At 60.3% G+C, this 23,224-nt stretch carries 24 protein-coding genes; 6 read left to right on the top strand and 18 right to left on the bottom strand.

The window, feature by feature from the left end; translation table 11 throughout:
- Window positions 1-53: 53 nt before the first annotated feature.
- The 5 genes from dnaX (at window position 54) to D8U69_RS22880 (ending at window position 5,780) form a co-directional block, all read left to right on the top strand.
- Window positions 54-2,150, top strand: a complete 2,097-nt coding sequence (gene dnaX, locus D8U69_RS22900; protein WP_130906157.1) for a DNA polymerase III subunit gamma/tau — start codon at window positions 54-56, stop codon at window positions 2,148-2,150.
- A gap of 67 nt (window positions 2,151-2,217) precedes the next feature.
- The gene (locus tag D8U69_RS22895; protein WP_056856987.1) at window positions 2,218-2,556 is read left to right on the top strand and encodes a YbaB/EbfC family nucleoid-associated protein; all 339 of its coding nucleotides are present in this window, start codon (window positions 2,218-2,220) and stop codon (window positions 2,554-2,556) included.
- Window positions 2,557-2,746: 190 nt separating this feature from the next.
- The gene (locus tag D8U69_RS22890) at window positions 2,747-3,784 is read left to right on the top strand and encodes an NADP-dependent oxidoreductase (RefSeq protein ID WP_130906158.1); all 1,038 of its coding nucleotides are present in this window, start codon (window positions 2,747-2,749) and stop codon (window positions 3,782-3,784) included.
- A 75-nt stretch (window positions 3,785-3,859) separates the two neighbouring features.
- Window positions 3,860-4,462: a recombination mediator RecR gene (gene recR, locus D8U69_RS22885; protein ID WP_130906159.1), complete on the top strand. Its 603-nt coding sequence runs from the start codon at window positions 3,860-3,862 to the stop codon at window positions 4,460-4,462.
- 169 nt (window positions 4,463-4,631) lie between these two features.
- On the top strand, window positions 4,632-5,780 hold the full coding sequence (locus D8U69_RS22880) for an acyl-CoA dehydrogenase family protein (protein WP_130906160.1): 1,149 nt from the start codon (window positions 4,632-4,634) through the stop codon (window positions 5,778-5,780).
- A gap of 134 nt (window positions 5,781-5,914) precedes the next feature.
- Here D8U69_RS22880 and D8U69_RS22875 read toward each other — a convergent pair whose 3' ends face one another.
- From D8U69_RS22875 to ccoN (D8U69_RS22780), 18 genes are all read right to left on the bottom strand, one after another.
- On the bottom strand, window positions 5,915-6,463 hold the full coding sequence (locus D8U69_RS22875) for an adenine phosphoribosyltransferase (RefSeq protein ID WP_056856991.1): 549 nt from the start codon (window positions 6,461-6,463) through the stop codon (window positions 5,915-5,917).
- Window positions 6,464-6,541: 78 nt separating this feature from the next.
- Window positions 6,542-7,276 (bottom strand): fumarate/nitrate reduction transcriptional regulator Fnr, encoded by a 735-nt coding sequence (fnr, locus tag D8U69_RS22870; RefSeq protein WP_056856992.1) that lies wholly within the window; start codon window positions 7,274-7,276, stop codon window positions 6,542-6,544.
- A gap of 92 nt (window positions 7,277-7,368) precedes the next feature.
- Window positions 7,369-8,751: an oxygen-independent coproporphyrinogen III oxidase gene (gene hemN / locus D8U69_RS22865; protein WP_130906171.1), complete on the bottom strand. Its 1,383-nt coding sequence runs from the start codon at window positions 8,749-8,751 to the stop codon at window positions 7,369-7,371.
- A gap of 199 nt (window positions 8,752-8,950) precedes the next feature.
- Window positions 8,951-9,634, bottom strand: a complete 684-nt coding sequence (locus tag D8U69_RS22855; protein ID WP_056856993.1) for a sulfite exporter TauE/SafE family protein — start codon at window positions 9,632-9,634, stop codon at window positions 8,951-8,953.
- The gene (ccoS, locus tag D8U69_RS22850) at window positions 9,627-9,845 is read right to left on the bottom strand and encodes a cbb3-type cytochrome oxidase assembly protein CcoS (RefSeq protein WP_047531427.1); all 219 of its coding nucleotides are present in this window, start codon (window positions 9,843-9,845) and stop codon (window positions 9,627-9,629) included. The genes D8U69_RS22855 and ccoS overlap by 8 nt, the downstream gene beginning before the upstream one ends.
- A gap of 22 nt (window positions 9,846-9,867) precedes the next feature.
- The gene (locus D8U69_RS22845) at window positions 9,868-12,318 is read right to left on the bottom strand and encodes a heavy metal translocating P-type ATPase (protein ID WP_130908176.1); all 2,451 of its coding nucleotides are present in this window, start codon (window positions 12,316-12,318) and stop codon (window positions 9,868-9,870) included.
- A 174-nt stretch (window positions 12,319-12,492) separates the two neighbouring features.
- Window positions 12,493-13,032 carry a FixH family protein gene (locus D8U69_RS22835; protein ID WP_056856995.1) on the bottom strand — a complete coding sequence of 180 codons (540 nt, stop codon included), beginning with the start codon at window positions 13,030-13,032 and terminating at the stop codon, window positions 12,493-12,495.
- Between the two features lie 11 nt (window positions 13,033-13,043).
- Entirely contained in the window at window positions 13,044-14,459 is a 1,416-nt protein-coding gene (gene ccoG, locus D8U69_RS22830; protein ID WP_130908175.1) for a cytochrome c oxidase accessory protein CcoG, read from the bottom strand.
- A gap of 205 nt (window positions 14,460-14,664) precedes the next feature.
- Window positions 14,665-15,075: a type II toxin-antitoxin system VapC family toxin gene (locus D8U69_RS22825; protein WP_130906165.1), complete on the bottom strand. Its 411-nt coding sequence runs from the start codon at window positions 15,073-15,075 to the stop codon at window positions 14,665-14,667.
- The gene (locus D8U69_RS22820; protein WP_056857098.1) at window positions 15,075-15,329 is read right to left on the bottom strand and encodes a type II toxin-antitoxin system Phd/YefM family antitoxin; all 255 of its coding nucleotides are present in this window, start codon (window positions 15,327-15,329) and stop codon (window positions 15,075-15,077) included. The genes D8U69_RS22825 and D8U69_RS22820 overlap by 1 nt, the downstream gene beginning before the upstream one ends.
- A 146-nt stretch (window positions 15,330-15,475) precedes the next feature.
- Window positions 15,476-16,459, bottom strand: coding sequence for a cytochrome-c oxidase, cbb3-type subunit III (gene ccoP / locus D8U69_RS22815; RefSeq protein WP_056856998.1), 984 nt, complete (start codon window positions 16,457-16,459; stop codon window positions 15,476-15,478).
- Complete coding sequence (locus D8U69_RS22810; RefSeq protein ID WP_003175465.1) at window positions 16,456-16,641, bottom strand: CcoQ/FixQ family Cbb3-type cytochrome c oxidase assembly chaperone; 186 nt, start codon at window positions 16,639-16,641, stop codon at window positions 16,456-16,458. The genes ccoP (D8U69_RS22815) and D8U69_RS22810 overlap by 4 nt, the downstream gene beginning before the upstream one ends.
- A 5-nt stretch (window positions 16,642-16,646) precedes the next feature.
- Window positions 16,647-17,255, bottom strand: coding sequence for a cytochrome-c oxidase, cbb3-type subunit II (gene ccoO / locus D8U69_RS22805; protein WP_007905434.1), 609 nt, complete (start codon window positions 17,253-17,255; stop codon window positions 16,647-16,649).
- Window positions 17,255-18,697 carry a cytochrome-c oxidase, cbb3-type subunit I gene (gene ccoN / locus D8U69_RS22800; RefSeq protein WP_056856999.1) on the bottom strand — a complete coding sequence of 481 codons (1,443 nt, stop codon included), beginning with the start codon at window positions 18,695-18,697 and terminating at the stop codon, window positions 17,255-17,257. Before ccoN (D8U69_RS22800) ends, ccoO (D8U69_RS22805) begins: the two co-directional genes overlap by 1 nt.
- 490 nt (window positions 18,698-19,187) lie before the next feature.
- Window positions 19,188-20,144 carry a cytochrome-c oxidase, cbb3-type subunit III gene (gene ccoP / locus D8U69_RS22795; RefSeq protein ID WP_130906167.1) on the bottom strand — a complete coding sequence of 319 codons (957 nt, stop codon included), beginning with the start codon at window positions 20,142-20,144 and terminating at the stop codon, window positions 19,188-19,190.
- Window positions 20,141-20,338, bottom strand: coding sequence for a CcoQ/FixQ family Cbb3-type cytochrome c oxidase assembly chaperone (locus D8U69_RS22790; RefSeq protein ID WP_056857001.1), 198 nt, complete (start codon window positions 20,336-20,338; stop codon window positions 20,141-20,143). The genes ccoP (D8U69_RS22795) and D8U69_RS22790 overlap by 4 nt, the downstream gene beginning before the upstream one ends.
- A 3-nt stretch (window positions 20,339-20,341) precedes the next feature.
- The gene (gene ccoO / locus D8U69_RS22785) at window positions 20,342-20,950 is read right to left on the bottom strand and encodes a cytochrome-c oxidase, cbb3-type subunit II (RefSeq protein ID WP_056857002.1); all 609 of its coding nucleotides are present in this window, start codon (window positions 20,948-20,950) and stop codon (window positions 20,342-20,344) included.
- Window positions 20,951-20,960: 10 nt separating this feature from the next.
- A complete protein-coding gene (ccoN, locus tag D8U69_RS22780; protein ID WP_130908174.1) occupies window positions 20,961-22,385 on the bottom strand; it encodes a cytochrome-c oxidase, cbb3-type subunit I in 1,425 nt (474 codons plus the stop codon).
- Between the two features lie 84 nt (window positions 22,386-22,469).
- Here ccoN (D8U69_RS22780) and D8U69_RS22775 point away from each other — a divergent pair, with 84 nt between their 5' ends.
- Complete coding sequence (locus D8U69_RS22775; protein WP_130906169.1) at window positions 22,470-23,147, top strand: alpha/beta fold hydrolase; 678 nt, start codon at window positions 22,470-22,472, stop codon at window positions 23,145-23,147.
- Window positions 23,148-23,224 lie beyond the last annotated feature (77 nt).

Here is a 23,224-nt window from a genome sequence, read left to right as displayed (position 1 = left end):
CCTTGCTCCGCTAGCATTAGCCGCTTCTGCTTCCTTCGCTGCGACGGTTTTCGATGAGTTATCAGGTTCTTGCACGTAAATGGCGTCCGCGCTCGTTCCGCGAAATGGTCGGCCAGACCCATGTGCTCAAGGCTCTGATCAATGCCTTGGACAGCCAACGGCTGCACCACGCCTACTTGTTCACCGGTACGCGCGGGGTCGGCAAGACCACCATCGCGCGGATCATCGCCAAATGCCTGAACTGTGAAACAGGTATTACTTCATCGCCGTGTGGCGAGTGTTCGGTGTGCCGGGAGATCGATGAGGGCCGGTTTGTCGACCTGATCGAGATCGACGCCGCGAGCCGGACCAAGGTCGAGGATACACGCGAACTGCTCGACAACGTGCAGTACGCCCCGAGCCGCGGGCGCTTCAAGGTCTACCTGATCGACGAAGTGCACATGCTCTCCAGCCATTCCTTCAATGCGCTGCTCAAAACCCTTGAAGAGCCGCCACCCTACGTCAAGTTCATCCTGGCCACCACCGACCCGCAGAAACTTCCTGCAACGATTCTTTCGCGGTGCCTGCAGTTCTCCCTGAAGAACATGACCCCGGAACGGGTGGTCGAGCATTTGACCCACGTGCTCAGTGTCGAAAACGTGCCGTTCGAAGACGACGCGTTGTGGTTGCTGGGGCGTGCCGCCGATGGTTCGATGCGCGACGCCATGAGCCTGACCGACCAGGCGATTGCCTTCGGCGAGGGCAAGGTCATGGCGGCCGATGTGCGGGCGATGCTTGGAACTCTCGATCATGGTCAGGTCTACGACGTCCTGCATGCGTTGATCGAAGGTGACGCCAAGGCCTTGCTCGAAGCGGTCCGCCACTTGGCCGAACAAGGCCCGGACTGGAATGGCGTGCTGTCGGAAATTCTCAATGTGCTGCACCGTGTCGCCATCGCTCAGGCCCTGCCCGAAGGCGTCGACAATGGTCACGGCGACCGTGACCGGGTACTGGCTTTGGCGCAGGCGCTGCCGGCTGAGGATGTGCAGTTCTACTACCAGATGGGCCTGATCGGCCGCCGCGATTTGCCGCTGGCGCCGGATCCCCGCGGCGGGTTTGAAATGGTGCTGCTGCGGATGCTCGCGTTCCGACCGGCAGACACTGCGGATGCCCCGAGGCAACCGCTAAAGCCAGTGGGGATCAGCCAGGCCACAGTTGATTCCGCACATTCAGTGGCTGCCGCGCCGGTTGTTGCGCCGGTAGTCGCTGCTGCAGTGGCACCGACACCCGTTGCGCCCATCGCACCAGCTGCGGCTGCGGTTGTGGCTCCGGCACCAGAGCCCGAACCTGAGCCGGTTGCATCGGTTGTCGAGCCTGAGCCTGCGGTCGATGCGGCCGTGGTCGAAGATGTGGTCGATCTGCCGTGGAACGATCCGGTCGAGCCTGCTCCGGCTCAGCAGCCAGCGGTCGAGCCTGTACTGGAAACCACCAGCGAACAGCCCGAGTTGCCACCGATGCCGTTGCCGACGCCTGACAGTGTGGTGCCGGATGCGCCTGAATGGGCCGCTACGCCAATTCCGGAACCATCTGTGGCAGAGGTCGATGCCGCGACGCCAGGCATGGACATGGACGACGAGCCGCCGCTCGATGAGGACTACATCGAGCCGGACATGGATTCGGCTTACAGTTATCTCGACGAACTGGCCAGCGAGCATGCCGCCGAGCCCGCACCGGAACCCGAACCTGAGCCCGCAGCGGCACCGGCCACAGGCCTTGCCCTGCAGTGGCTGGAGCTGTTCCCGAAGCTGGCGATCTCCGGCATGACTGGCAGCATTGCTGCTAACTGCACGCTGATCGCCGTGGATGGCGACAACTGGCTGTTGCACCTGGACCCGGCTCACAGTGCCTTGTTCAATGCCACGCAACAGCGCCGGCTCAACGATGCCCTGAACCAGTATCACGGGCGCACCCTGACCCTGACCATGGAACTGATCAAGCCCGAGCAGGAAACCCCAGCCCAGGCGGCGTCCCGTCGTCGTGCCGACCGTCAGCGCGAGGCCGAGGAGTCGATCCACGGTGATCCGTTCATCCAGCAAATGATGCAGCAGTTCGGTGCAGTGATCCGTAACGATACTATTGAACCTGTCGAAGCTCTGGTCAGTCAGGGCTAATAACTGAGGGCGTTCGGCCGTCAGGGCCGGGCGCTGTTTTTATCCAAGTACTTTTGAGGTGATTCCCATGATGAAAGGTGGCATGGCCGGCCTGATGAAGCAGGCACAGCAGATGCAGGAAAAAATGGCCAAGATGCAGGAAGAGCTGGCCAACGCCGAAGTCACCGGTAAAGCCGGTGGCGATATGGTCACCGTGGTGATGACCGGTCGTCATGACGTCAAGCGCGTGACCATTGACCCAAGCATGGTCGAAGGCCTGAGCGAAGACGATCGCGAGATGCTGGAGGCGGTGTTCGCCGCAGCCGTCAACGATGCGGTGCGCAAGATCGAAGCCAACAGCCAGGACAAGATGTCCGGCATGACCGCAGGCATGCAACTGCCGCCGGGCATGAAGCTGCCGTTCTGATTCGCCTTTGGGCGATAGATGAGCTACAAAAAATGCCAGGCATCACGCCTGGCATTTTTGTTTTCGGCTTGTTTTCATGAGGTGTCTGGCAGGACTTCATCGCGGCAGAACTGAGATACATCGAACGCCATACCCGCACAAAGGTCTGCTCCCTATATCCCCCAACTCATTGATCAAAGGAGACGCTGACATGTCCGATCCCATGACGCTCAACCAACGTATCGTCCTGGCCTCACGCCCGGTAGGCGCACCGACGCCGGAAAACTTCCGTCTGGAGCGTGTCGCGCTGCCCGAGCTTGCCGACGGTCAGGTACTGCTCAAGACCCTTTACCTTTCGCTGGACCCTTACATGCGCGGACGCATGAGCGACGCTCCGTCCTACGCCGCCCCCGTGGAAATCGGCGACGTGATGACCGGTGGCGCTGTCAGCCGGGTCGAGCGCTCGCTCAATCCCAAGTTTCAGGAAGGCGATCTGGTGGTTGGCGCCACGGGTTGGCAAAGTCACAGCATCAATGACGGTCGCGGCATCATTCCAGTCCCGAACGGCTTGCCGAGCCCATCCATGGCCCTGGGGGTGTTGGGTATGCCCGGCATGACTGCTTACATGGGCTTGATGGATATCGGGCAGCCCAAGGCCGGCGAAACCCTGGTGGTTGCGGCGGCTTCCGGCGCGGTGGGGTCGGTGGTTGGCCAGGTGGCGAAGATCAAAGGCCTGCGCGTGGTCGGCGTGGCTGGCGGTGCGGACAAATGCCGCTATGTGGTCGAGGAGTTGGGCTTCGATGCCTGCATCGACCACAAGAGCGCGAGTTTCGCCGATGAACTGGCCCAGGCGTGTCCCGATGGCATCGATATCTACTACGAAAATGTCGGTGGCAAGGTGTTCGATGCTGTGGTGCCATTGCTCAATCCCAAGGCGCGGATTCCGCTGTGTGGCCTGATTGCCTCGTACAATGCCAGCGAAGCGCCGAGCGGGCCCGATCGTCTGCCGCTGTTGCAGCGTACGCTGCTGACCAAGCGCGTACGCATTCAGGGTTTTATCGTGTTCGACGACTATGGCGATCGGCAGCCGGAATTCATCAGTGCGATGGCGCCGTGGGTGCGTGATGGCAAGGTGAAATTCCGTGAAGACGTAGTCGACGGCCTGGAGAACGCACCGCAAGCGTTCATCGGTCTGCTGGAAGGACGCAACTTCGGCAAACTGGTGGTGCGCGTTGCACAGGGCGCGTAATTGACAACGTGATTTGACGCTAATCAGAGGCGCGGGTATAAACCGCGTCTCGTTGTTTTGTCGGACTTTTTCCTCATGAGCTTCAGCCCTTTGATTCGCCAACTGATAGACGCCCTGCGAATTTTGCCAGGCGTAGGTCAGAAAACCGCCCAGCGCATGGCGTTGCAGTTGCTCGAACGTGATCGCAGTGGCGGATCGCGATTGGCGCTGGCCCTGAGTCAGGCCATGGAAGGGGTCGGTCATTGCCGTTTGTGCCGCACACTGACCGAGGATGACCTCTGTCCGCAATGCGCCGATACCCGCCGCGACGATACGCTGTTGTGCGTCGTGGAAGGGCCGATGGATGTCTACGCCGTGGAACAGACCGGTTTCCGCGGCCGCTACTTTGTACTCAAGGGGCATCTGTCGCCCCTTGATGGCCTGGGGCCGGAAGCCATCGGGATTCCGCAGTTGATGGCGCGGATCGAGGAGGCTGGCAGCTTTACCGAAGTCATTCTCGCGACCAATCCGACGGTAGAAGGCGAAGCCACGGCCCACTACATCGCACAGTTGCTCAGCAGCAAAGGCCTCATCGCCTCGCGTATCGCCCATGGCGTACCGCTGGGTGGCGAGCTGGAATTGGTGGATGGCGGGACGCTGGCGCATTCGTTTGCGGGGCGTAAGCCCATTGTCTTTTAGCGGCTCAAGCGACGTCTTCGCGGGCTAGCCGTGATCCTCCAGGACAAAACCGGTAGGAGCGAGGCTTGCCCGCGAAAGCCGCGCCCAGATCTCCCTGATATACACAATCCTGTTGAAAACCAAGCAAGCGCTCGGTTAACTTCGCTGAACCCTTCAGTGGAGTTCGCCGATGTCTGCCTTTCAGGAATACTTCGACCCCAGCCACCAATTGGTCCGCGACAGCGTCAGACGTTTCGTCGAGCGCGAGATTCTTCCGGACATCGACCAGTGGGAAGAAGCCGAAAGCTTTCCCCGTGAGCTTTATCTGAAGGCTGGCACGGCCGGGATTCTCGGCATTGGATACCCTGAGCGTTACGGTGGCAGTCACGAGGGCGACCTGTTCGCCAAGGTCGCCGCCAGCGAGGAACTGATGCGTTGCGGCTCCGGTGGCCTGGTGGCGGGGCTCGGTTCTCTGGACATCGGCCTGCCGCCCATACTCAAGTGGGCCACACCTGAAATCCGTGACCGAGTGGTGCCGCAGGTACTGGCCGGGGAAAAAATCAGCGCCTTGGCTGTCACCGAACCCGGCGGCGGCTCCGACGTCGCCAATCTGCAAACCCGCGCCGTGCGTGAGGGTGATGTTTACCGGGTCAGCGGCAGCAAAACCTTCATCACCAGCGGTGTCCGTGCCGATTACTACACCGTGGCCGTGCGTACCGGCGCGCCGGGTTTCGCCGGTATCAGCCTGTTGCTGATCGAGAAGGGCACTCCCGGTTTCACTGTGGGGCGGCAGTTGAAGAAAATGGGCTGGTGGGCGTCAGACACGGCCGAACTGTTCTTCGATGATTGCCGTGTACCTGTAGGCAATCTGATCGGCGCCGAGAACATGGGCTTCGCCTGCATCATGGGCAACTTTCAGAGCGAACGCCTGGCACTGGCCCTGATGGCCAACATGACCGCGCAACTGGCGCTCGAGGAAAGTCTGAAGTGGGCGCGGGCGCGTGAGGCTTTCGGCAAACCGATCGGCAAGTTCCAGGTGATCAAGCACCGCCTCGCCGAGATGGCCACACAGCTTGAGGTTTCACGCGAATTCACCTACCGGCAAGCAGCGAAAATGGCGGCGGGGCAGAGTGTGATCAAGGATATTTCCATGGCCAAAAACTTTGCGACGGATACGGCGGACCGGATCGTCAGCGATGCCGTGCAGATTCTGGGCGGGTTGGGCTACATGCGCGAAAGCCTGGTGGAGCGGCTGTATCGGGATAACCGGATTCTGTCGATTGGCGGCGGGACACGTGAGGTGATGAACGAGATCATCAGCAAGCAGATGGGGTTATAGGCGGTCGTGTGGCCGATGACGCCATCGCTGGCAAGCCAGCTCCCACAGTGGTTTATGCCGTACAGACATCCTGTGCATGACGGTGAAACCTGTGGGAGCTGGCTTGCCAGCGATAGCGGTCTGACAGCCGCCGGTTATTTATCCGTCAGCGCAAACTGCGTCAGGCAGAAGGTCGGGATGCCCATGTCCTGCAATCGCTGCGAGCCACCCAGCTCTGGCAGATCAATGATCGCCGCCGCTTCATGCACCCGCGCACCCATGCGTCGAATCAGGTTCGCAGCGGCGATCAGGGTGCCGCCAGTGGCAATCAGGTCATCGAACATCACCACCGAATCGCCTTCGCACAGGCTGTCGGCGTGTACTTCGAGAAACGCTTCGCCGTATTCGGTTGCGTAGCCCTCGGCCAATACGTCGGCAGGCAGCTTGCCTTGCTTGCGGAACAGCACCAGCGGCTTGTTCAGCTGGTAGGCCAGCACCGAACCGATCAGGAAACCCCGGGCATCCATCGCGCCAATGTGGGTGAAATCGGCCTCGACGTAACGATGGGCGAAGCTGTCCATCACCAGGCGCAGCGCCGTGGGCGACTGGAACAGCGGGGTGATGTCACGAAAGATCACGCCCGGCTTGGGAAAGTCGATCACGGGGCGGATGAGGGATTTGATGTCGAAGGAGTCGAAGACCATCGTCGGGTGTCCTGGCAGGCTGCAAACGACGCAGTATAACGGCGGCTGAACCGTTTCGCTCAGCCGCAACCGCTTGTTTCAGCTTTCCAGTGAACCGCCGGCCAGGGCGCACAGCTGGATCGGGTCGAGGATGCGGATTTCCTTGCCCTCGGCGGCAATCAGTTCGTTCTGCTGGAAACGCGTGAACACCCGTGACACGGTTTCCACCGCCAGACCCAGATAGTTGCCGATTTCGTTGCGCGACATGCTCAGGCGGAACTGGTTGGCCGAGAAGCCCCTGGCACGGAAGCGTGCTGACAGGTTGACCAGGAACGTGGCAATGCGTTCGTCAGCGGTTTTTTTCGACAACAGCAACATCATCTGTTGATCGTCACGAATCTCGCGGCTCATCACACGCATCAATTGACGACGCAATTGCGGCAGTTGCAGGGCCAGTTCGTCGAGGCGCTCGAAGGGGATTTCACACACCGATGTGGTTTCCAGCGCCTGCGCCGATACCGGGTGTTTTTCGGTGTCCATGCCCGACAGGCCGACCAGTTCGCTCGGCAAGTGGAAACCGGTGAGCTGTTCTTCGCCGGCATCACTGAGGTTGAAGGTCTTGAGGGCTCCGGAGCGGACCGCGTAAACGGAGTCGAAAGTGTCGCCCTGACGGAACAGAAACTCGCCTTTTTTCAGTGGGCGGCCACGTTTGACGATTTCGTCCAACGCGTCCATATCTTCCAGATTCAGCGATAGCGGCAAACACAGCGGGGCCAGGCTGCAATCCTTGCAGTGGGCCTGGGTATGAGCGCGCAACTTAACTGGCTCGGACATTTCTTCAATCCTTGTGGGAAAACACACATAAGACGTAAGGGTAACTCACCCAAGGACATTGAGGCCAGTACGTGGCGGTTATGTCGCAGCGATTAGATCACTCTGGAAAACCGTTGGCGGCTGTGTTGTTCCAGGTAGGCATCGAACACCATGCACACCGAGCGAACCAGCAAGCGCCCGGCTGGCAACACGGTAATTGCGTCGCTGTCGATCTCGATCAGGCCGTCTTGGGCCATGCGCTGCAACTGCGGCCACAGTTCGCCGAAATAGCCCTGAAAATCGATGTTGAAGGCCTGTTCGATCTGGGCAAACTCCAGGCTGAAGTTACAGATCAATTGTTGTATCACTGCACGGCGCAAGCGGTCGTCGGCGTTGCACAACAGGCCGCGGCTGGTGGCCAGTTGCGAAGAGGCCAGGGCGTTCTGGTATTGATTCAGGTCGCTACTGTTCTGGCAGTACAAGTCGCCGATCTGGCTGATCGCTGAGACGCCGAGACCGATCAAATCGCAATGGCCGTGGGTGGTGTAGCCCTGGAAATTGCGTTGCAGGGTCGATTCTTCCTGGGCGATCGCCAGTTCATCGTCGGGCAGTGCAAAGTGGTCCATGCCGATGTAACGGTAACCGGCGGCGGTCAATTGCTCGATGGTGCGCTGGAGCATTTCCAGTTTCTTGGCTGGCGTCGGCAGTTCATTACCGTTGATTCGCCGTTGCGGCATGAACCGTTCCGGCAGGTGCGCGTAGTTGAATACCGAGAGCCGGTCCGGTTGCAGGCTGATGACTTCCTCGACGGTGCGGGCGAAGTTTTCCGGTGTCTGCTTCGGCAAACCATAGATCAGGTCGATGTTGATCGAGCGAAACTGCAGGGTCCGGGCGGCGTCGATCACCGCGCGGGTTTCCTCCAGGCTTTGCAGGCGATTGACGGCGCGCTGCACGGCGGGGTCGAGATCTTGCAGGCCGATGCTGACCCGATTGAAGCCCAGCTCGCGCAACAACCCCATGGTCGACCAATCTGCCTCGCGGGGATCGATTTCGATGCCGTAGTCGCCGGTATCATCGTCGAGCAGATTGAAGTGTTTGCGCAGGTGCGCCATCAATTGACGCAGCTCGTCATGGCTGAGAAAGGTTGGCGTGCCGCCACCGAAGTGCAGTTGCTCGACTTTTTGCGCCGGGTCGAGGTGGCAGGCGATCAGTTGGATTTCCTGCTCCAGGCGCTGCAAGTAGGGCAGTGCCCGGCCACGATCCTTGGTGATGACCTTGTTGCAGGCGCAGTAGTAGCAAATGTTCGCGCAGAACGGTACGTGCACATACAGCGACAACGGGCGCAGCGCCTTGCGGCTGTCGCGCAGGGCGTGGAACAGGTCGAAAGTGCCGATCTTGCTGTGGAATTGCACGGCAGTCGGATAGGAGGTATAGCGCGGTCCCGCCAGGTCATAACGGCGGATCAGATCGGTGTCCCAACGAATGGCGTCGAGCATCATGCGGGCATTCCCCCGGATAGTCTGGCAGTGCCGGCCAGTCTAGGGGCGGTGGCGTTGATGCATCTTGATTTGCATCAAGAATATCCGGGCTCCGATCGTTTTTGTGGCGAGGGAGCTTGCTCCCGCTGGACTGCGCAGCGGTCCCATTTTTTGGGGCCGCTTCGCGCCCCAGCGGGAGCAAGCTCCCTCGCCACAATCAGTGCCCCATGAGCCAATGCTGGTGCGGTCCCGGCAAGGTCCAGATACCAAACAGCATGACCAGCAGCCCACCGGCCATGCGTATGCTGCGCTTGCGCAACAACGCGGTCACCCGTTCAGCCGCCAGCCCGGTGGCCAGCAGCACCGGCCACGTTCCCAGCCCGAATGCCAGCATCAATAAGGCACTGTCCAGGGCATTGCCCTGACTGGCCGACCACAGCAAGGTGCTGTAAACCAGGCCGCACGGCAGCCAGCCCCAGAGCGCGCCCAGCAGCAGCGCACGGGGAAGGCTCGACACCGGCAGCAGTGTGTTGGCAATCGGCTGGATATGCCGCCAGAGGCCACGACCGAGACTTTCAATGCGCGTCAGGCCGCTCCACCAGCCCGCCAGGTACAAACCCATCGCAATCAGCAACAACCCGGCAAGGAGTCGCAGGAACATTGCCGCCGGGCTGTTGGCCACGGCCCAGCCGGCCAGGCCGATCAACAGTCCTGCGGTGGCGTAGCTGAGGATTCGTCCAAGGTTGTAGGCCAGCAGCAGGCGGAAGCGACGACTGCGTTGTTCCTTGGGAATCGCCAGGGTCAGCGCGCCCATCAGGCCGCCGCACATGCCCAGGCAATGGCCACCACCGAGCAGACCGAGAATCAGCGCAGACACCAACAGTGGCGCCAATTCAAGCATGGGGCGGAGCCTTGTCGTCGGGTTTGGCCGGATGGCCGCTGGCCTCGTCGACCGCAGCGGTGTGATTCGGGTCCTGGTCATCGAACAGGATGCTGTGGGCCGGGCCGTCGAGGTCGTCGTACTGACCGCTGTCGACCGCCCAGAAGAAAATGTACACAGCGATGGCCACGATCAGCAGTGCGGCCGGGATCATCACGTAGAGAGCTGGCATCTGGACTCCATGCCCGCGCGGATCAGGCCGGCAGCGGGCGGGTTTCTGGCGTGGCGTCGGCACCTTGTACACCCGGCAGGCGAGTGAGGCGCAGCGCATTGAGCACCACGGTCAACGAACTGATCGACATGCCGACGGCGGCCCACACTGGCGTAATCCAGCCGAGGGCGGCGAACGGCAACATGAGGCCATTGTACAACCCGGCCCACAACAGGTTCTCGATGATTACCCGTCGGGTGCGCCGTGCCAGGCTGAAGGCTTGCACCAAGGCATCGAGGCGATTGGACAGCAGCACCGCATCGGCGCTGGTTTTTGCCAGGTCAGTGGCCGAACCCATGGCGACGCTGATGTCCGCCGCCGCCAGCACGGGTACATCGTTGACGCCATCGCCGAGCATCAGCACTTTGCGGCCGTCCCTGTGCAATTGTTGCAGGACTTGCAGTTTGTCGTCCGGACGCAAGCCGCCTCGGGCTTCATCGATGCCGAGTTCGGCAGCCACGCTGGCAACCATCGGCGAGCTGTCGCCGGACAACAGCAAGGTGCGCCAGCCACGGGCCTTGCATGCCGTCAGCAGGGCAGCGGCATCGGCGCGCAGCCGGTCGTCGAGGACAAACCAGGCCAACGGCCCGTGACGGTTACCGAGCAACAACCATTGGCCGGCTTCGCCGGGCATCACTGGCACGCCAACGCCGCTGAGTTCGCAGACAAAACCGGGGTGGCCGATCCGCAATCGTTGATCGCCGACCACGCCTTCCAGGCCAAGCCCCGGCGTGCTGTGGACTTCTTCAGCGGCCAACGGTGCGCGGCCAAACGCACGGGCGATCGGGTGTTCAGAGCGGTTTTCCAGTGCGGCGGCGAGCGCCAGGCACTGGTCGCTGTCGAGGTCGCCGAGCGGGCGAATCGAACGCAGAGTCAGACGTCCTTCGGTGAGGGTGCCGGTCTTGTCGAATATCACCGTATCGATCTGGTTCAAGCCTTCCAGAACGTGACCACGGGTCAGCAGCAAGCCGAGTTTGTGCAAGGTGCCGGTCGCTGCGGTAAGGGCGGTCGGCGTGGCCAGGGACAACGCGCAAGGGCAGGTCGCGACCAGCATCGCCAGCACGATCCAGAACGCCCGCGACGAATCCAGTTCCCACCACAGCAGGCCGATGGCCGCCGCCGCGATCAGCGACAGCAACAGGAACCATTGCGCGGCGCGGTCGGCAATTTCCGCCAGGCGCGGTTTTTCCGCTTGCGCCCGATCAAGCAAACGCACGATGGCAGAGAGCCGGGTGTCCTGGCCGAGCGCCTGGACTTCGACGGTCAGTGCGCCTTCAACGTTAAGGGTGCCAGCGGTGACTGCATCGCCCGGGGTGCGGGCCTGCGGCAGGTATTCTCCGGTCAACAGCGACTCATCGACACTCGACTGGCCGTCGAGGATCCTGCCATCGGCGGGCAGCACAGCGCCTGGATGCACCAGCACCTGATCGCCCACTTGCAGTTCGCTCAACAGGATCCGTTCGCTCTGGCCGTCAGCGCTTAGCCGCAAACACGAAGCGGGCAGCAAATTGACCAGTTGTGCAGTGGCGGCGGCCGTGCGTTCGCGGGCGCGTCGTTCAAGATAGCGCCCGGCCAGCAGGAACAGCGCGAACATGCCGACCGCATCGAAATACAGCTCTCCGACGCCGGTGATCGAGGTCCAGATCCCGGCGATGTAGGCGCTGCCAATTGCCAGCGACACTGAAACGTCCATGGTCAGGTGACGGGTGCGCAGGTCACGCATGGCGCCCTTGAAGAATGGCGCGCAGCTGTAGAACACGATGGGGGTGGTGAGGAACAGCGCGACCCAGCGCAGGATGGTGTGCAGTTCGGGGCTGAGGTCGATGTTGAATTCAGGCCAGGTGGCCATGGTTGCCATCATCGCCTGGAACCACAGCAGCCCGGCGACGCCAAGTTGGCGCAAAGCCAGGCGATTTTCACTGGCCAGTTGTTCGCTGGCGCGGTCGGCCTGATGGGGGTGGGCGACGTAACCGATGTAGCGCAGTTGGCTGAGTATTTTGCTCAGCGGCAGTTGAGCGTCGGCCCAGCGCACGTGCAGCCGATGGTTCGACAGATTCAAACGGGCTTCATCCACGCCGGGCAATGTGCGCAGGTGTTTCTCGATCAGCCAGCCGCAGGCCGCGCAGCTGATGCCTTCCATCAGCAGTGTGGTTTCGGCAAGTTCGCCTTGGTGGCGCACGAACGGTTGCTGCACATCGGCGCGGTCATACAACGCCAGTTCGTCCACCAACTGCACCGGCAAGGCTTCGGGGTTGGCCGAGGCTTCGCTGCGATGCTGGTAGTAGCTTTCCAATCCGCCGGCGACGATGGCTTCGGCCACCGCCTGGCAACCCGGGCAGCAGAACTCGCGTGGCTCCCCGAGCACGACGGCGGTGAAGCGGCTGCCGGACGGGACGGGCAGGGCGCAGTGGTAGCAGGGAAGTGGAGTGGTCATGTGTGTTGCCATGAAAACCATTGTGGCGAGGGAGCTTGCTCCCGCTCGGCTGCGTAGCAGTCGCAAATCGGCGAACTCGCTGAGACTGAAAGGACCGGTCTGCAGGTTTTGGGCGCGCTTCGCGCCCCAGCGGGAGCAAGCTCCCTCGCCACATTTGATCGCATTCGCAGGTTATTACTTCTTCAGGTCTTCCGCGCCCTGCAGGGGCTCGTCCCCGAGCAGCAGGTCCTTGTCATGGCTGACCAGTTCTTCTTCGAACATGCGCCAGATATGGTCGTCTTGGCTGCCCAGCAATTCGACAAAGCGGCGACCATCGATCTTGTCGCTCAACTGGCCGATGTAACGGCCCTGTTCGGTTTCGCTGCGGGTGAGGGTGATTTTGCGGTCTTTTTCCGGCTGGGTCGGCGAGATCAGGTTCAGCTCCAGGGTCTTGGGCTGGCTGTTGCCGCTCAGGCGCAGGTCGACTTCGCCGGTCACGTCATCCAGATGCACGCTGGCGCGCATCAACAGGGTTTGCGCCAATAATTCGCGATCCAGAGAGCGGTTGATGCCTTTGCCGGCTTCGTAATAGTTGTCGTTGACCAGGTTGTCCGGGTTGTTCACCGCAATGGTCACCATGGACAAGGTCAAGGCCACCGAGCAGGCCAGGATCCCGATGATGATCCATGGCCAGAGGTGCTTGTACCAGGGACTTGCGGCGTTTGCTGCGGACATGATCACTTCTCTCAACGAATTTGTGGGCCGATGAATCGGCTCTTGGCTTCAACGTGGATGCTGGCGTCATCGGCATCCTTGAGGATGAATTTCACCTCATTGGTGCTCGATGGCAGGTGTTCCGGCGCCACGGACAACTCGGCCGGCTGGCTGATGATGTCACCGGCCGCAACTTTGATCTCGCGTCGGCCTTGCAGCTTGAGATCCGGCAGGCCGGTGGCTTCAAGCACATACGTGTGGTCGCGCTGATCCTTGTTCATGATTTTCAGGCTGTAGACGTTTTCGATCCGGCCCTCGGCGTTCTCGCGGTACAGAACCCGGTCCTTGCTGACGTCGAAGCCCACCAGCGAGCGCATGAAGAACGCGGTCACCAGCAAGCTGATCATCGCCAGCAACACCACGGCATAGCCGATCAGGCGCGGACGCAGTTTATGGGTTTTCTGCCCGGACAGGTTGTGTTCGGTGGTGTAGCTGATCAGGCCGCGCGGGTATTCCATTTTGTCCATGATGGCGTCGCAGGCATCGATGCAGGCGGCACAACCGATGCATTCGATTTGCAGGCCGTCGCGGATGTCGATACCGGTCGGGCAGACCTGAACGCACATGGTGCAGTCGATGCAATCACCCAGGCCCTGAGCCTTGTAATCGATCCCTTTCTTGCGCGGGCCACGGCTTTCGCCACGGCGCGGGTCGTAGGAAACGATCAGCGTGTCCTTGTCGAACATCACGCTCTGGAAACGCGCGTACGGACACATGTAAATGCACACTTGCTCACGCAGCCAACCGGCGTTGCCGTAGGTGGCAAGGGTGAAGAAGGCTACCCAGAAATACGACCAGCCATCGGCCTCGCCGGTGAAGAAATCGATCACCAGTTCGCGGATCGGCGAGAAGTAGCCGACGAAGGTCATGCCAGTGACAAAGCCGATCAGCAGCCACAGGGTGTGCTTGCTGAATTTGCGCAGGAATTTGTTGGCGCCCATCGGCGCCTTGTCGAGCTTGATGCGCTGGTTGCGGTCACCCTCGGTGACCTTTTCACACCACATGAAGATCCACGTCCACACACTTTGCGGACAGGTATAACCACACCAGACCCGGCCGGCATACACCGTGATAAAGAACAGGCCGAACGCGGCAATGATCAACATGCCAGAGAGCAGGATGAAATCCTGAGGCCAGAAGGTCGCGCCGAAAATGAAGAATTTGCGTTCGGGCAGGTTCCACCAGACAGCCTGATGGCCACCCCAATTGAGCCAGACCGTACCGAAATACAACAGGAACAAAACGGCACCGCCGGCCATGCGCAGATTGCGGAACAGTCCGGTGAAGGCGCGGGTGTAGATCTTTTCTCGAGAGGCGTAGAGATCGACGCTGTTGTTCGCGTTCTTCGCGGTTGGAGTGACGTCGTGTACCGGAATCTGGTTGCTCATCATTGCATCCCACGGCAGTGGACAAATGCCTCGGTCAGTACGTGCCGACCGCGGTCAAAAAGAGGTGTTGCAGTGGCGCAATGATACGCCTGTCGCTCTAGCCCAAGGGTGCGACCTTTGGTCACGTTGGGAGAAATTAATCGATGGTGTAATGACTTGAATCAATTGACTTGTGAATTATGGACGGATTTGCGGCCGTTGGCGCTCAATCGGCCCATGGGTTTATCAACTGCACGCCACTGAATTGAAAATCACCGACATTGCGGGTAACCACGGTCAAACCATGAATCAGCGCAGTCGCTGCAATCAACGAGTCTGCTTCGTTTGCGCGATCCGGAACGTGCAAACTGGCACATCGAAGGGCCACGGCAGCATCGATCGGCAGAATGCGGGCATCGAATGCCGGTAAGACATGACGCTTGAGCCAGGTGCGCAATATCTTTCCCTGAACGGCATCGCGACGCTCCATGCGGAGCACTCCGGTCTCCAGCTCCTTGAGGGTAATGGCTGAAATGAACATGCGTGAAGCGATAATGCCTTTGGCCCAGGCGACGACATTTGCGTCAGCCTGGGGTTTGCGAAGTTCGGAAATCACGTTGGTGTCGAGCAGGTACATCAAGACAAATCCACAGGGCGATGAGTGATCACGGCACGCTCGGTTTCGAACTCGATATCTGCCGCTTCAGGCATGACCAGGAGTTCGACGATGTCGGCGTTGATGCCAGTGAGTTTTTGGTAGTCCTCAATGCTTAGCAGCACATGCGCCGGTTTGCCTCTGTCAGTGATGAAAACCGGCCCCTGGCGTGTGGCTTTTTTGGCACCACTTGTGTCCTGGTTGAATTCGCGGCTGGAAATGGTGGTGATGGCCATCATGTATGACCCTCCTGAATAAACTAATGTAGAAACGTTACTACTATGCTGAGTGCCACGCAACCTTGATGTGGGAAACACGTTGGCGACTCAAAAAAAAGGCCCTGTCAGATGACAGGGCCTTTTCGTTGCATCAAGCGTTTCCCTTATTGGGCGTCCGCCGCTGGAGCCTTCTCTCCATGAGAGAGGCTATACACGTAAGCGGCCAGCAGATGAACCTTGTCGTTGCCTTGCATCGCGTCTTGCGCAGGCATCTGGCCCTGGCGGCCGTAACGGATGGTCTGCTGCAATTGAGCGAAGCTCGAGCCGTAGATGAACGCGCCCGGGTGAGTCAGGTCAGGCGCGCCCATGGCCGGAGTGCCTTTGCCTTGCGGGCCGTGGCACGCCACGCAGTTGGCGGCGAACAGCTTCTGGCCGGCAACCGGGTCAGCCTTGGCGCCTTCCGGCAGCTTGCGGCCATCGAGGTTGGTCAGGACAAACGCCGCCACATCGGCAACGCCTTGCTCGCCAATGACTTCAGCCCACGCCGGCATGACTGCGTGACGGCCACCCATGATGGTGGTCTTGATCGTTTCCGGCTCGCCGCCCCAGCGCCAGTCGGCGTCGGTCAGGTTCGGGAAGCCGTAGGCGCCCTTGGCGTCGGAACCGTGGCAAACCGAGCAGTTGGAGGCAAACAGGCGGCCACCCATCTTCAGGGCTTGCGGGTCCTTGGCCACTTCTTCGATTGGCATGGAAGCGAACTTGGCGAAGATCGGGCCAAACTTGGCATCCGACTTGGCCATTTCCTTTTCCCACTCGTGAACGCCGGTCCAGCCGGTCTGGCCGTTGGCGAACGCGGTCTGCTTCTCGTTGTCCAGGTAGTTGTAACCCGGCAGCAGGCCTTTCCAGTTGCCCAGGCCGGGGTACAGTACCAGGTAGCCGAGGGCGAAAATGATGGTGGCCACGAACAGCATGAACCACCATTTCGGCAACGGGTTGTCGTACTCCTCGATACCGTCGAAGGAGTGCCCAACCGTCTCTTCGGTGGACTCGGTGCGCTGGCCCTTGCGGGTCGACAGCAGCAGCCAGGTCAGGGAAAAGATCGTACCGAGACTGAGGACTGTGACGTACAGACTCCAGAATGTAGTCATTCTTTGTTACTCCTAGAAGCTTGCTCGACGTGCTTGATGGCTTCGGGATCATCCGCAAAAGGCAGCAAGGTCGCGTCTTCAAACTCTGACTTGCGCTTGGGGCTGAATACCCACAACGCCAGACCGATGAAGGCCACCATCACAACGACGGTGCCCAGGCCACGAATCATCCCGATATCCATTTAGATCACCGTTTGCTTTTGATGATGGTGCCCAGGCCTTGCAGATAGGCCACCAGCGCGTCCATTTCGGTTTTGCCCTTCACAGCATCCTTGGCGCCGGCGATGTCTTCGTCGGTGTAAGGGACGCCGAGCGTGCGCAAGACTTCCATTTTCTTGGCGGTGTCTTTGCCGTCGAGCTTGTTTTCCACGAGGAACGGGTAGGCCGGCATTTTCGATTCCGGCACCACGTTGCGCGGGTTGTACAGGTGCGCACGTTGCCAGTCATCGGAGTAACGGCCGCCGACGCGGGCCAGGTCCGGACCGGTACGCTTGGAACCCCACAGGAACGGGTGGTCCCAAACGCTTTCACCGGCGACCGAGTAGTGGCCGTAGCGTTCGGTTTCAGCACGGAACGGGCGGATCATCTGCGAGTGGCAGCCGACACAACCGTTGGCGATGTAAACGTCCCGGCCTTCCAGTTCAAGGGCAGTGCGGGGCTTCATGCCCTCGACCGGCTTGTTGGTGACATCCTGGAAAAACAGCGGAACGATCTGGGTCAGGCCGCCGACACTGACGGCGATAACCATGAAGAAGGCCAGCAGGCCAATATTCTTCTCGACTGCTTCATGCTTCATCAGTGAGCTCCAACTACAGCAATCTGTTCGGCGGCTTCAGCTTCAGCCGGATTCGAGGCGCGTACGGTACGGAATACGTTGTAGGCCATGAACAGCATGCCGGTGGCGAAGAACGCACCGCCCAATGCGCGAACGATGAAGCCAGGGTGGCTGGCTTGCAGCGCTTCGACGAACGAATAGGTGAGGGTGCCGTCATCGTTGATTGCACGCCACATCAGGCCCTGAGTGATGCCGTTGACCCACATCGAAGCGATGTACAGAACGGTACCGATGGTGGCGAGCCAGAAGTGCGTGTTGATCAGGCCGGTGCTGTGCATCTGCGCACGACCGAACAGTTTCGGGATCATGTGGTAGATCGCGCCGATCGAGATCATCGCAACCCAACCTAAAGCGCCGGCGTGTACGTGGCCGATGGTCCAGTCGGTGTAGTGCGACAGCGAGTTCACGGTCTTGATCGCCATCATCGGACCTTCGAAGGTCGACATGCCGTAGAACGCCAGGGAAACGACCAGGAAACGCAGGATCGGATCGGTGCGCAGCTTATGCCAGGCGCCCGACAGGGTCATCATGCCGTTGATCATGCCGCCCCAGCTCGGAGCCAGCAGGATGATCGACATCGCCATGCCCAGGGACTGCGCCCAGTCCGGCAGGGCGGTGTAGTGCAGGTGGTGCGGACCGGCCCAGATGTACAGGGTGATCAGCGCCCAGAAGTGCACGATGGACAAACGATAGGAGTAGATCGGACGTTCGGCCTGTTTTGGCACGAAGTAGTACATCATCCCCAGGAAACCGGTGGTCAGGAAGAAGCCCACGGCGTTGTGGCCGTACCACCACTGGATCATCGCGTCGGTCGCACCCGAGTAGGCCGAGTACGACTTGAACAGGCTGACCGGCAGCGACATGTGGTTGACGATGTGCAGCATCGCGGTCACGACGATGAACGCGCCGTAGAACCAGTTACCCACATAGATGTGCTTGGTCTTGCGCTTGACGATGGTGCCGAAGAACACCAGGCCGTAGGTGACCCAGACAATGGCCAGCAGAATAGCCAGGGGCCATTCCAGTTCCGCGTATTCCTTGGTGGTGGTCAAACCCATCGGCAAGGTAATGATCGCGCCGACAATCACCGCTTGCCATCCCCAGAAGGTGAAGGCTGCGAGGCTGTCGGAAATCAGTCGCGTTTGGCAGGTTCGCTGCACGACGTAATAGGAAGTGGCAAACAGTGCACATCCACCGAAGGCGAAAATCACCAGGTTGGTGTGCAACGGGCGCAGGCGTCCAAAGCTCGTCCAGGCCAGACCGAAGTTCAACTCCGGCCAAACCAGTTGCGAGGCGATGAAGACACCGAGCCCCATGCCAAGGATCCCCCAGACCACCGTCATGATGGCGAACTGGCGGACTACCTTATAGTTATAAGCAGTCGGACTGATTGCTGTGCTCATTCTAAGGTTCCACGGTTTGGGTGTTTTATTAGGATTAAAAATCGGCCGCAAGTATGTAGAAAGCAGGGGGTCATTGCAACGCGCCATGACCTGGGTCAATGCTTTCAAATGCTGATTCTGCGGCCTTTCCATGCGCCGCGTAAGGACAAAATTGCCCATGGGCAAAATGTCTCGGCGGACTCGAGAGGCGAGGGGGGCAGGTCGGATGTTACGAGGTGTGTTCAAACACAGCGTTGAGTGATCGCAGGCGATTGGCGCGACAGCCGGTAACTACCAGCCTTTGCGGCCTGTCAGTCAGCCGATTCGTAGAACACATCGTTTAAGGGTCGACCTGGAGCTGGCACCGGCCAGTCCGCATCGGGAGAGCTTAGACCCGAATCCGGGGATCCGAAAGGAAGACTGGAGGGGGGTGCGACAAAAAGAAGCAGCTACAAGCCGCAAGCTACAAGCTCCAGGTTAGAGCCCGTGCCTGCGGTTTTTGCTTATGCCTTCACTTGCCGCCTGTAGCTTGAAGCTTGCCGCTCAACTGCTTGTCACCTCTGGAAAGGCTGTACACGTAAGCCGCGAGCAGTTGCACTTTATCGTTGCCGAGCAGTTCATTTTGCGCCGGCATGTGGCCCTGGCGGCCATGCCGAATCGTTTGTTCAAGCTGGGTCAGGCTGGTGCCATAGATGAAACCGGTCGGGTGTGTCAGGTTCGGCGCTCCCATGGCTTCGGTGCCTTGCCCGTTTGCTCCGTGACAGGCTACGCACGTGGTGTTGAACGCCTGCTGTCCGGCCTGCAGGTCTGCCTTGGTGTCGGCGGGCAATGGCAGGCCGGCCAGTTCATGACGAACGTACGCAGCGACGTTTTTCACGCCATCCTCACCCAATATTTCCCCCCAGGCCGGCATGGCCGCCATGCGACCGCCCATGATGGTGGTCTTGATGGTGTCGGCGTTGCCGCCCCAGCGCCAATCACTGTCCGCCAGATTGGGGAAGCCGAACGCGCCCTTGGCATCCGAGCCATGGCACACCGAGCAATTGGAGGCAAACAAGCGTCCGCCCATTTTCAGCGCTTGCGGATCGTTGGCCACTTCTTCCACTGGCATCGCGGCGAATTTGGCGAATATCGGCGCGAACTTCGCGTCCGCCTTGTCCATCTCCTTTTCCCATTCGTGCACGCCGGTCCAGCCGTTTTCGTAACCGGGCAGGATGCCTTTCCAGTTGCCCAGACCCGGATAAAGGATCAGGTAGCCGACGGCAAACACCAGCGTGCCGGCGAACAGCATGAACCACCATTGCGGCAACGGATTGTCGTACTCCTCGATGCCGTCGAAGCTGTGGCCCATGGTCTGGTCGACGCTGCCTTTGGTTTCGCCCTTGCGGGTGCCGATCAGCAACCAGGTCAGGCCGATCAGGCTGCCGATGGTCAGTACGCAGATCCACGTACTCCAGAAAGTGGTCATGGCCGGGTACTCCTTGTTTCGATTTCGTCGGTGATGTCGGGTTGCGGCTCGTCGGCGAACGGCAGCAGGCGCGCCTCGGCGAATTCCGTTTTGCGCTTGCTGCTGAATACCCAAAGGGTCAGGCCGAGGAAGGCTACGAAGACCACGACCGTGCCCAGTCCGCGGATCATTCCAGTACTCAATTCAACGACCATGGCTCACCTCTTGCTCTTGATCGCAGTGCCGAGCACTTGCAGGTAGGCGACCAGCGCATCCATTTCACTCTTGCCTTTGAGCGAGGCAACGGCGCCGCTGATGTCCTCGTCGGTGTACGGCACACCCAGGGTGCGCATGGTCTTGAGCTTGGTTTCGGTGTGGTTGCTGTCGAGTTGATTGGCCACCAGCCACGGGTAGGCGGGCATTTTCGATTCCGGCACCACGTTGCGCGGGTTGTACAAGTGCGCGCGGTGCCAGTCATCCGAGTAACGCGCGCCGACCCGCGCCAGATCCGGACCGGTACGTTTCGAGCCCCAGAGGAACGGGTGGTCCCAAACGCTTTCACCGGCCACTGAATAGTGGCCGTAGCGTTCGGTTTCGGCGCGGAACGGGCGGATCATTTGCGAGTGGCAGCCGACGCAGCCTTCGCGGATGTAGATGTCTCGACCTTCCAGTTGCAGCGCGGTGTAGGGCTTCATGCCTTCCACCGGTTTATTGGTCACGTCCTGGAAGAACAGCGGGACGATCTGGGTCAGGCCACCGATGCTCACGGCGAGCACCATCAACAGCATCAGCAGGCCGACGTTTTTCTCGATTGTTTCGTGTTTCATGGCGGACTCCTCAAGCCATCTGCGCGGCAGCGGCGACGTCGGCAGGCTGCGAAGCCCGTACGGTGCGCCAGGTGTTGTAAGCCATCAGGAACATGCCGCTGAGGAAAATCGCGCCACCCACCAGTCGCACGACGAAGCCTGGATGGCTGGCCGCCAGGGTTTCGACGAAGGAGTAAGTCAGCGTGCCGTCCTCGTTGACCGCGCGCCACATCAGGCCCTGGGCGATGCCGTTGACCCACATCGAGGCGATGTACAAAACGGTGCCGATAGTGGCGAGCCAGAAGTGCGCGTTGATCAGGCCGATGCTGTGCATTTGCTCGCGGCCGAAGACTTTCGGGATCATGTGGTACAGCGCGCCGATGGAAATCATCGCCACCCAGCCGAGCGCGCCGGCGTGAACGTGGCCGATGGTCCAGTCGGTGTAGTGGGAGAGGGCGTTGACGGTCTTGATCGCCATCATCGGCCCTTCGAAGGTCGACATGCCGTAGAACGCCAGGGACACCACGAGGAAACGCAGGATCGGGTCGCTGCGCAACTTATGCCAGGCGCCCGACAACGTCATCATGCCGTTGATCATCCCGCCCCAGCTCGGTGCCAGCAGCACCAGCGACATCACCATGCCCAACGACTGCGCCCAGTCCGGCAGCGCGGTGTAATGCAGGTGATGCGGGCCGGCCCAGATGTACAGGGTGATCAGCGCCCAGAAGTGCACGATCGACAGGCGATAGGAATACACCGGGCGCTCGGCCTGTTTGGGCACGAAGTAATACATCATGCCGAGGAACCCGGCGGTGAGGAAAAAGCCCACGGCGTTGTGTCCGTACCACCATTGCACCATCGCGTCGGTAGCACCGGCGTACACCGAGTAGGACTTGGTGAAGCTCACCGGCAACTCAAGGTTGTTGACGATGTGCAAAATCGCCACGGTGATGATGAACCCGCCGAAGAACCAGTTGCCGACGTAGATGTGCCTGGTCTTGCGCTTCATCACCGTGCCGAAGAACACAATGGCGTAGGCGACCCAGACGATGGTGATGAGGATGTCGATCGGCCATTCCAGCTCGGCGTACTCCTTGGAGCTGGTGTAACCCAACGGCAAGCTGATGGCTGCCAACAGGATCACCAGTTGCCAGCCCCAGAAACAGAACGCGGCGATTTTCGGCGCAAACAGCTGGGTCTGGCAGGTGCGTTGCACCGAATAGAACGAACTGGCGAACAGGGCGCAGCCGCCGAAAGCGAAGATCACTGCGTTAGTGTGCAGCGGGCGCAGGCGGCCGAAACTGGTCCAGGGTAAATCGAAGTTGAGTTCGGGCCAGACCAACTGGGCGGCGAGAAAAACCCCGAGCCCCATGCCGACGATGCCCCACACCACCGTCATAATGGCGAATTGGCGGACCACCTTGTAGTTGTAGGCGGTACTGATAGAAGTGTTCATGGTTCCCCATCCACGGTTCAGCCGAAGTGAGCGCGCAGCGCGCCCTTCGGCCGGAGTTATAGGCAGACTAAAAGCGAGGCAAGCATGACCAAAGGGCACAAGGCCGGTATTGACGGGGATCAATGGGCGCAATGTGTGCGCGATCATGGATGGCTGTGGGACGTCGCTTCCGGCACCTCTTCGGCGACCTTGATTCTCGCCCACGGCGCCGGTGCGCCGATGGACAGCGACTGGATGACCGACATGGCTGCACGGCTCGCGGCGCAAGGCGTCAACGTGCTTCGTTTCGAGTTTCCGTACATGGCGCAGCGGCGTATCGATGGCGGTAAGCGTCCACCCAACCCGGCGCCGAAACTGCTGGAATGCTGGCGCGAGGTCTATGCCGAAGTGCGACGCCATGTCACCGGGACTCTGGCCGTCGGTGGCAAGTCGATGGGCGGGCGTATGGCCAGTTTGCTGGCTGACGAGTTGGCTGCCGATGCACTGGTATGCCTGGGTTATCCGTTCTACGCGGTGGGTAAACCGGAGAAACCGCGGGTCGAGCATTTGGCGGCGCTGAAAACGCGGACGTTGATCGTGCAGGGAGAGCGGGATGCGTTGGGTAACCGTGAAGCCGTCGAAGGGTATGCCTTGTCACCCAGTATCGAAGTGTTCTGGCTGGTGGCGGGGGATCACGATCTGAAGCCGTTGAAAGCTTCGGGGTTTACCCATGAGCAGCATTTGTCGGCTGCGGCGGGGCGGGTGGCTGCGTTTCTTCAGTAAACGGTAGGTTGCCTATATAGCCTCTTTGCGCGCGCGGCTATTGCTACAGGTCGTCCAGTTCGGGAAAGACAATCTTT

Origin of the sequence: Pseudomonas sp. Sample_16 (assembly GCF_004307665.1) — a bacterium.
GTDB lineage: Bacteria > Pseudomonadota > Gammaproteobacteria > Pseudomonadales > Pseudomonadaceae > Aquipseudomonas.
This window is presented reverse-complemented; position numbering and strand designations above follow the sequence as displayed.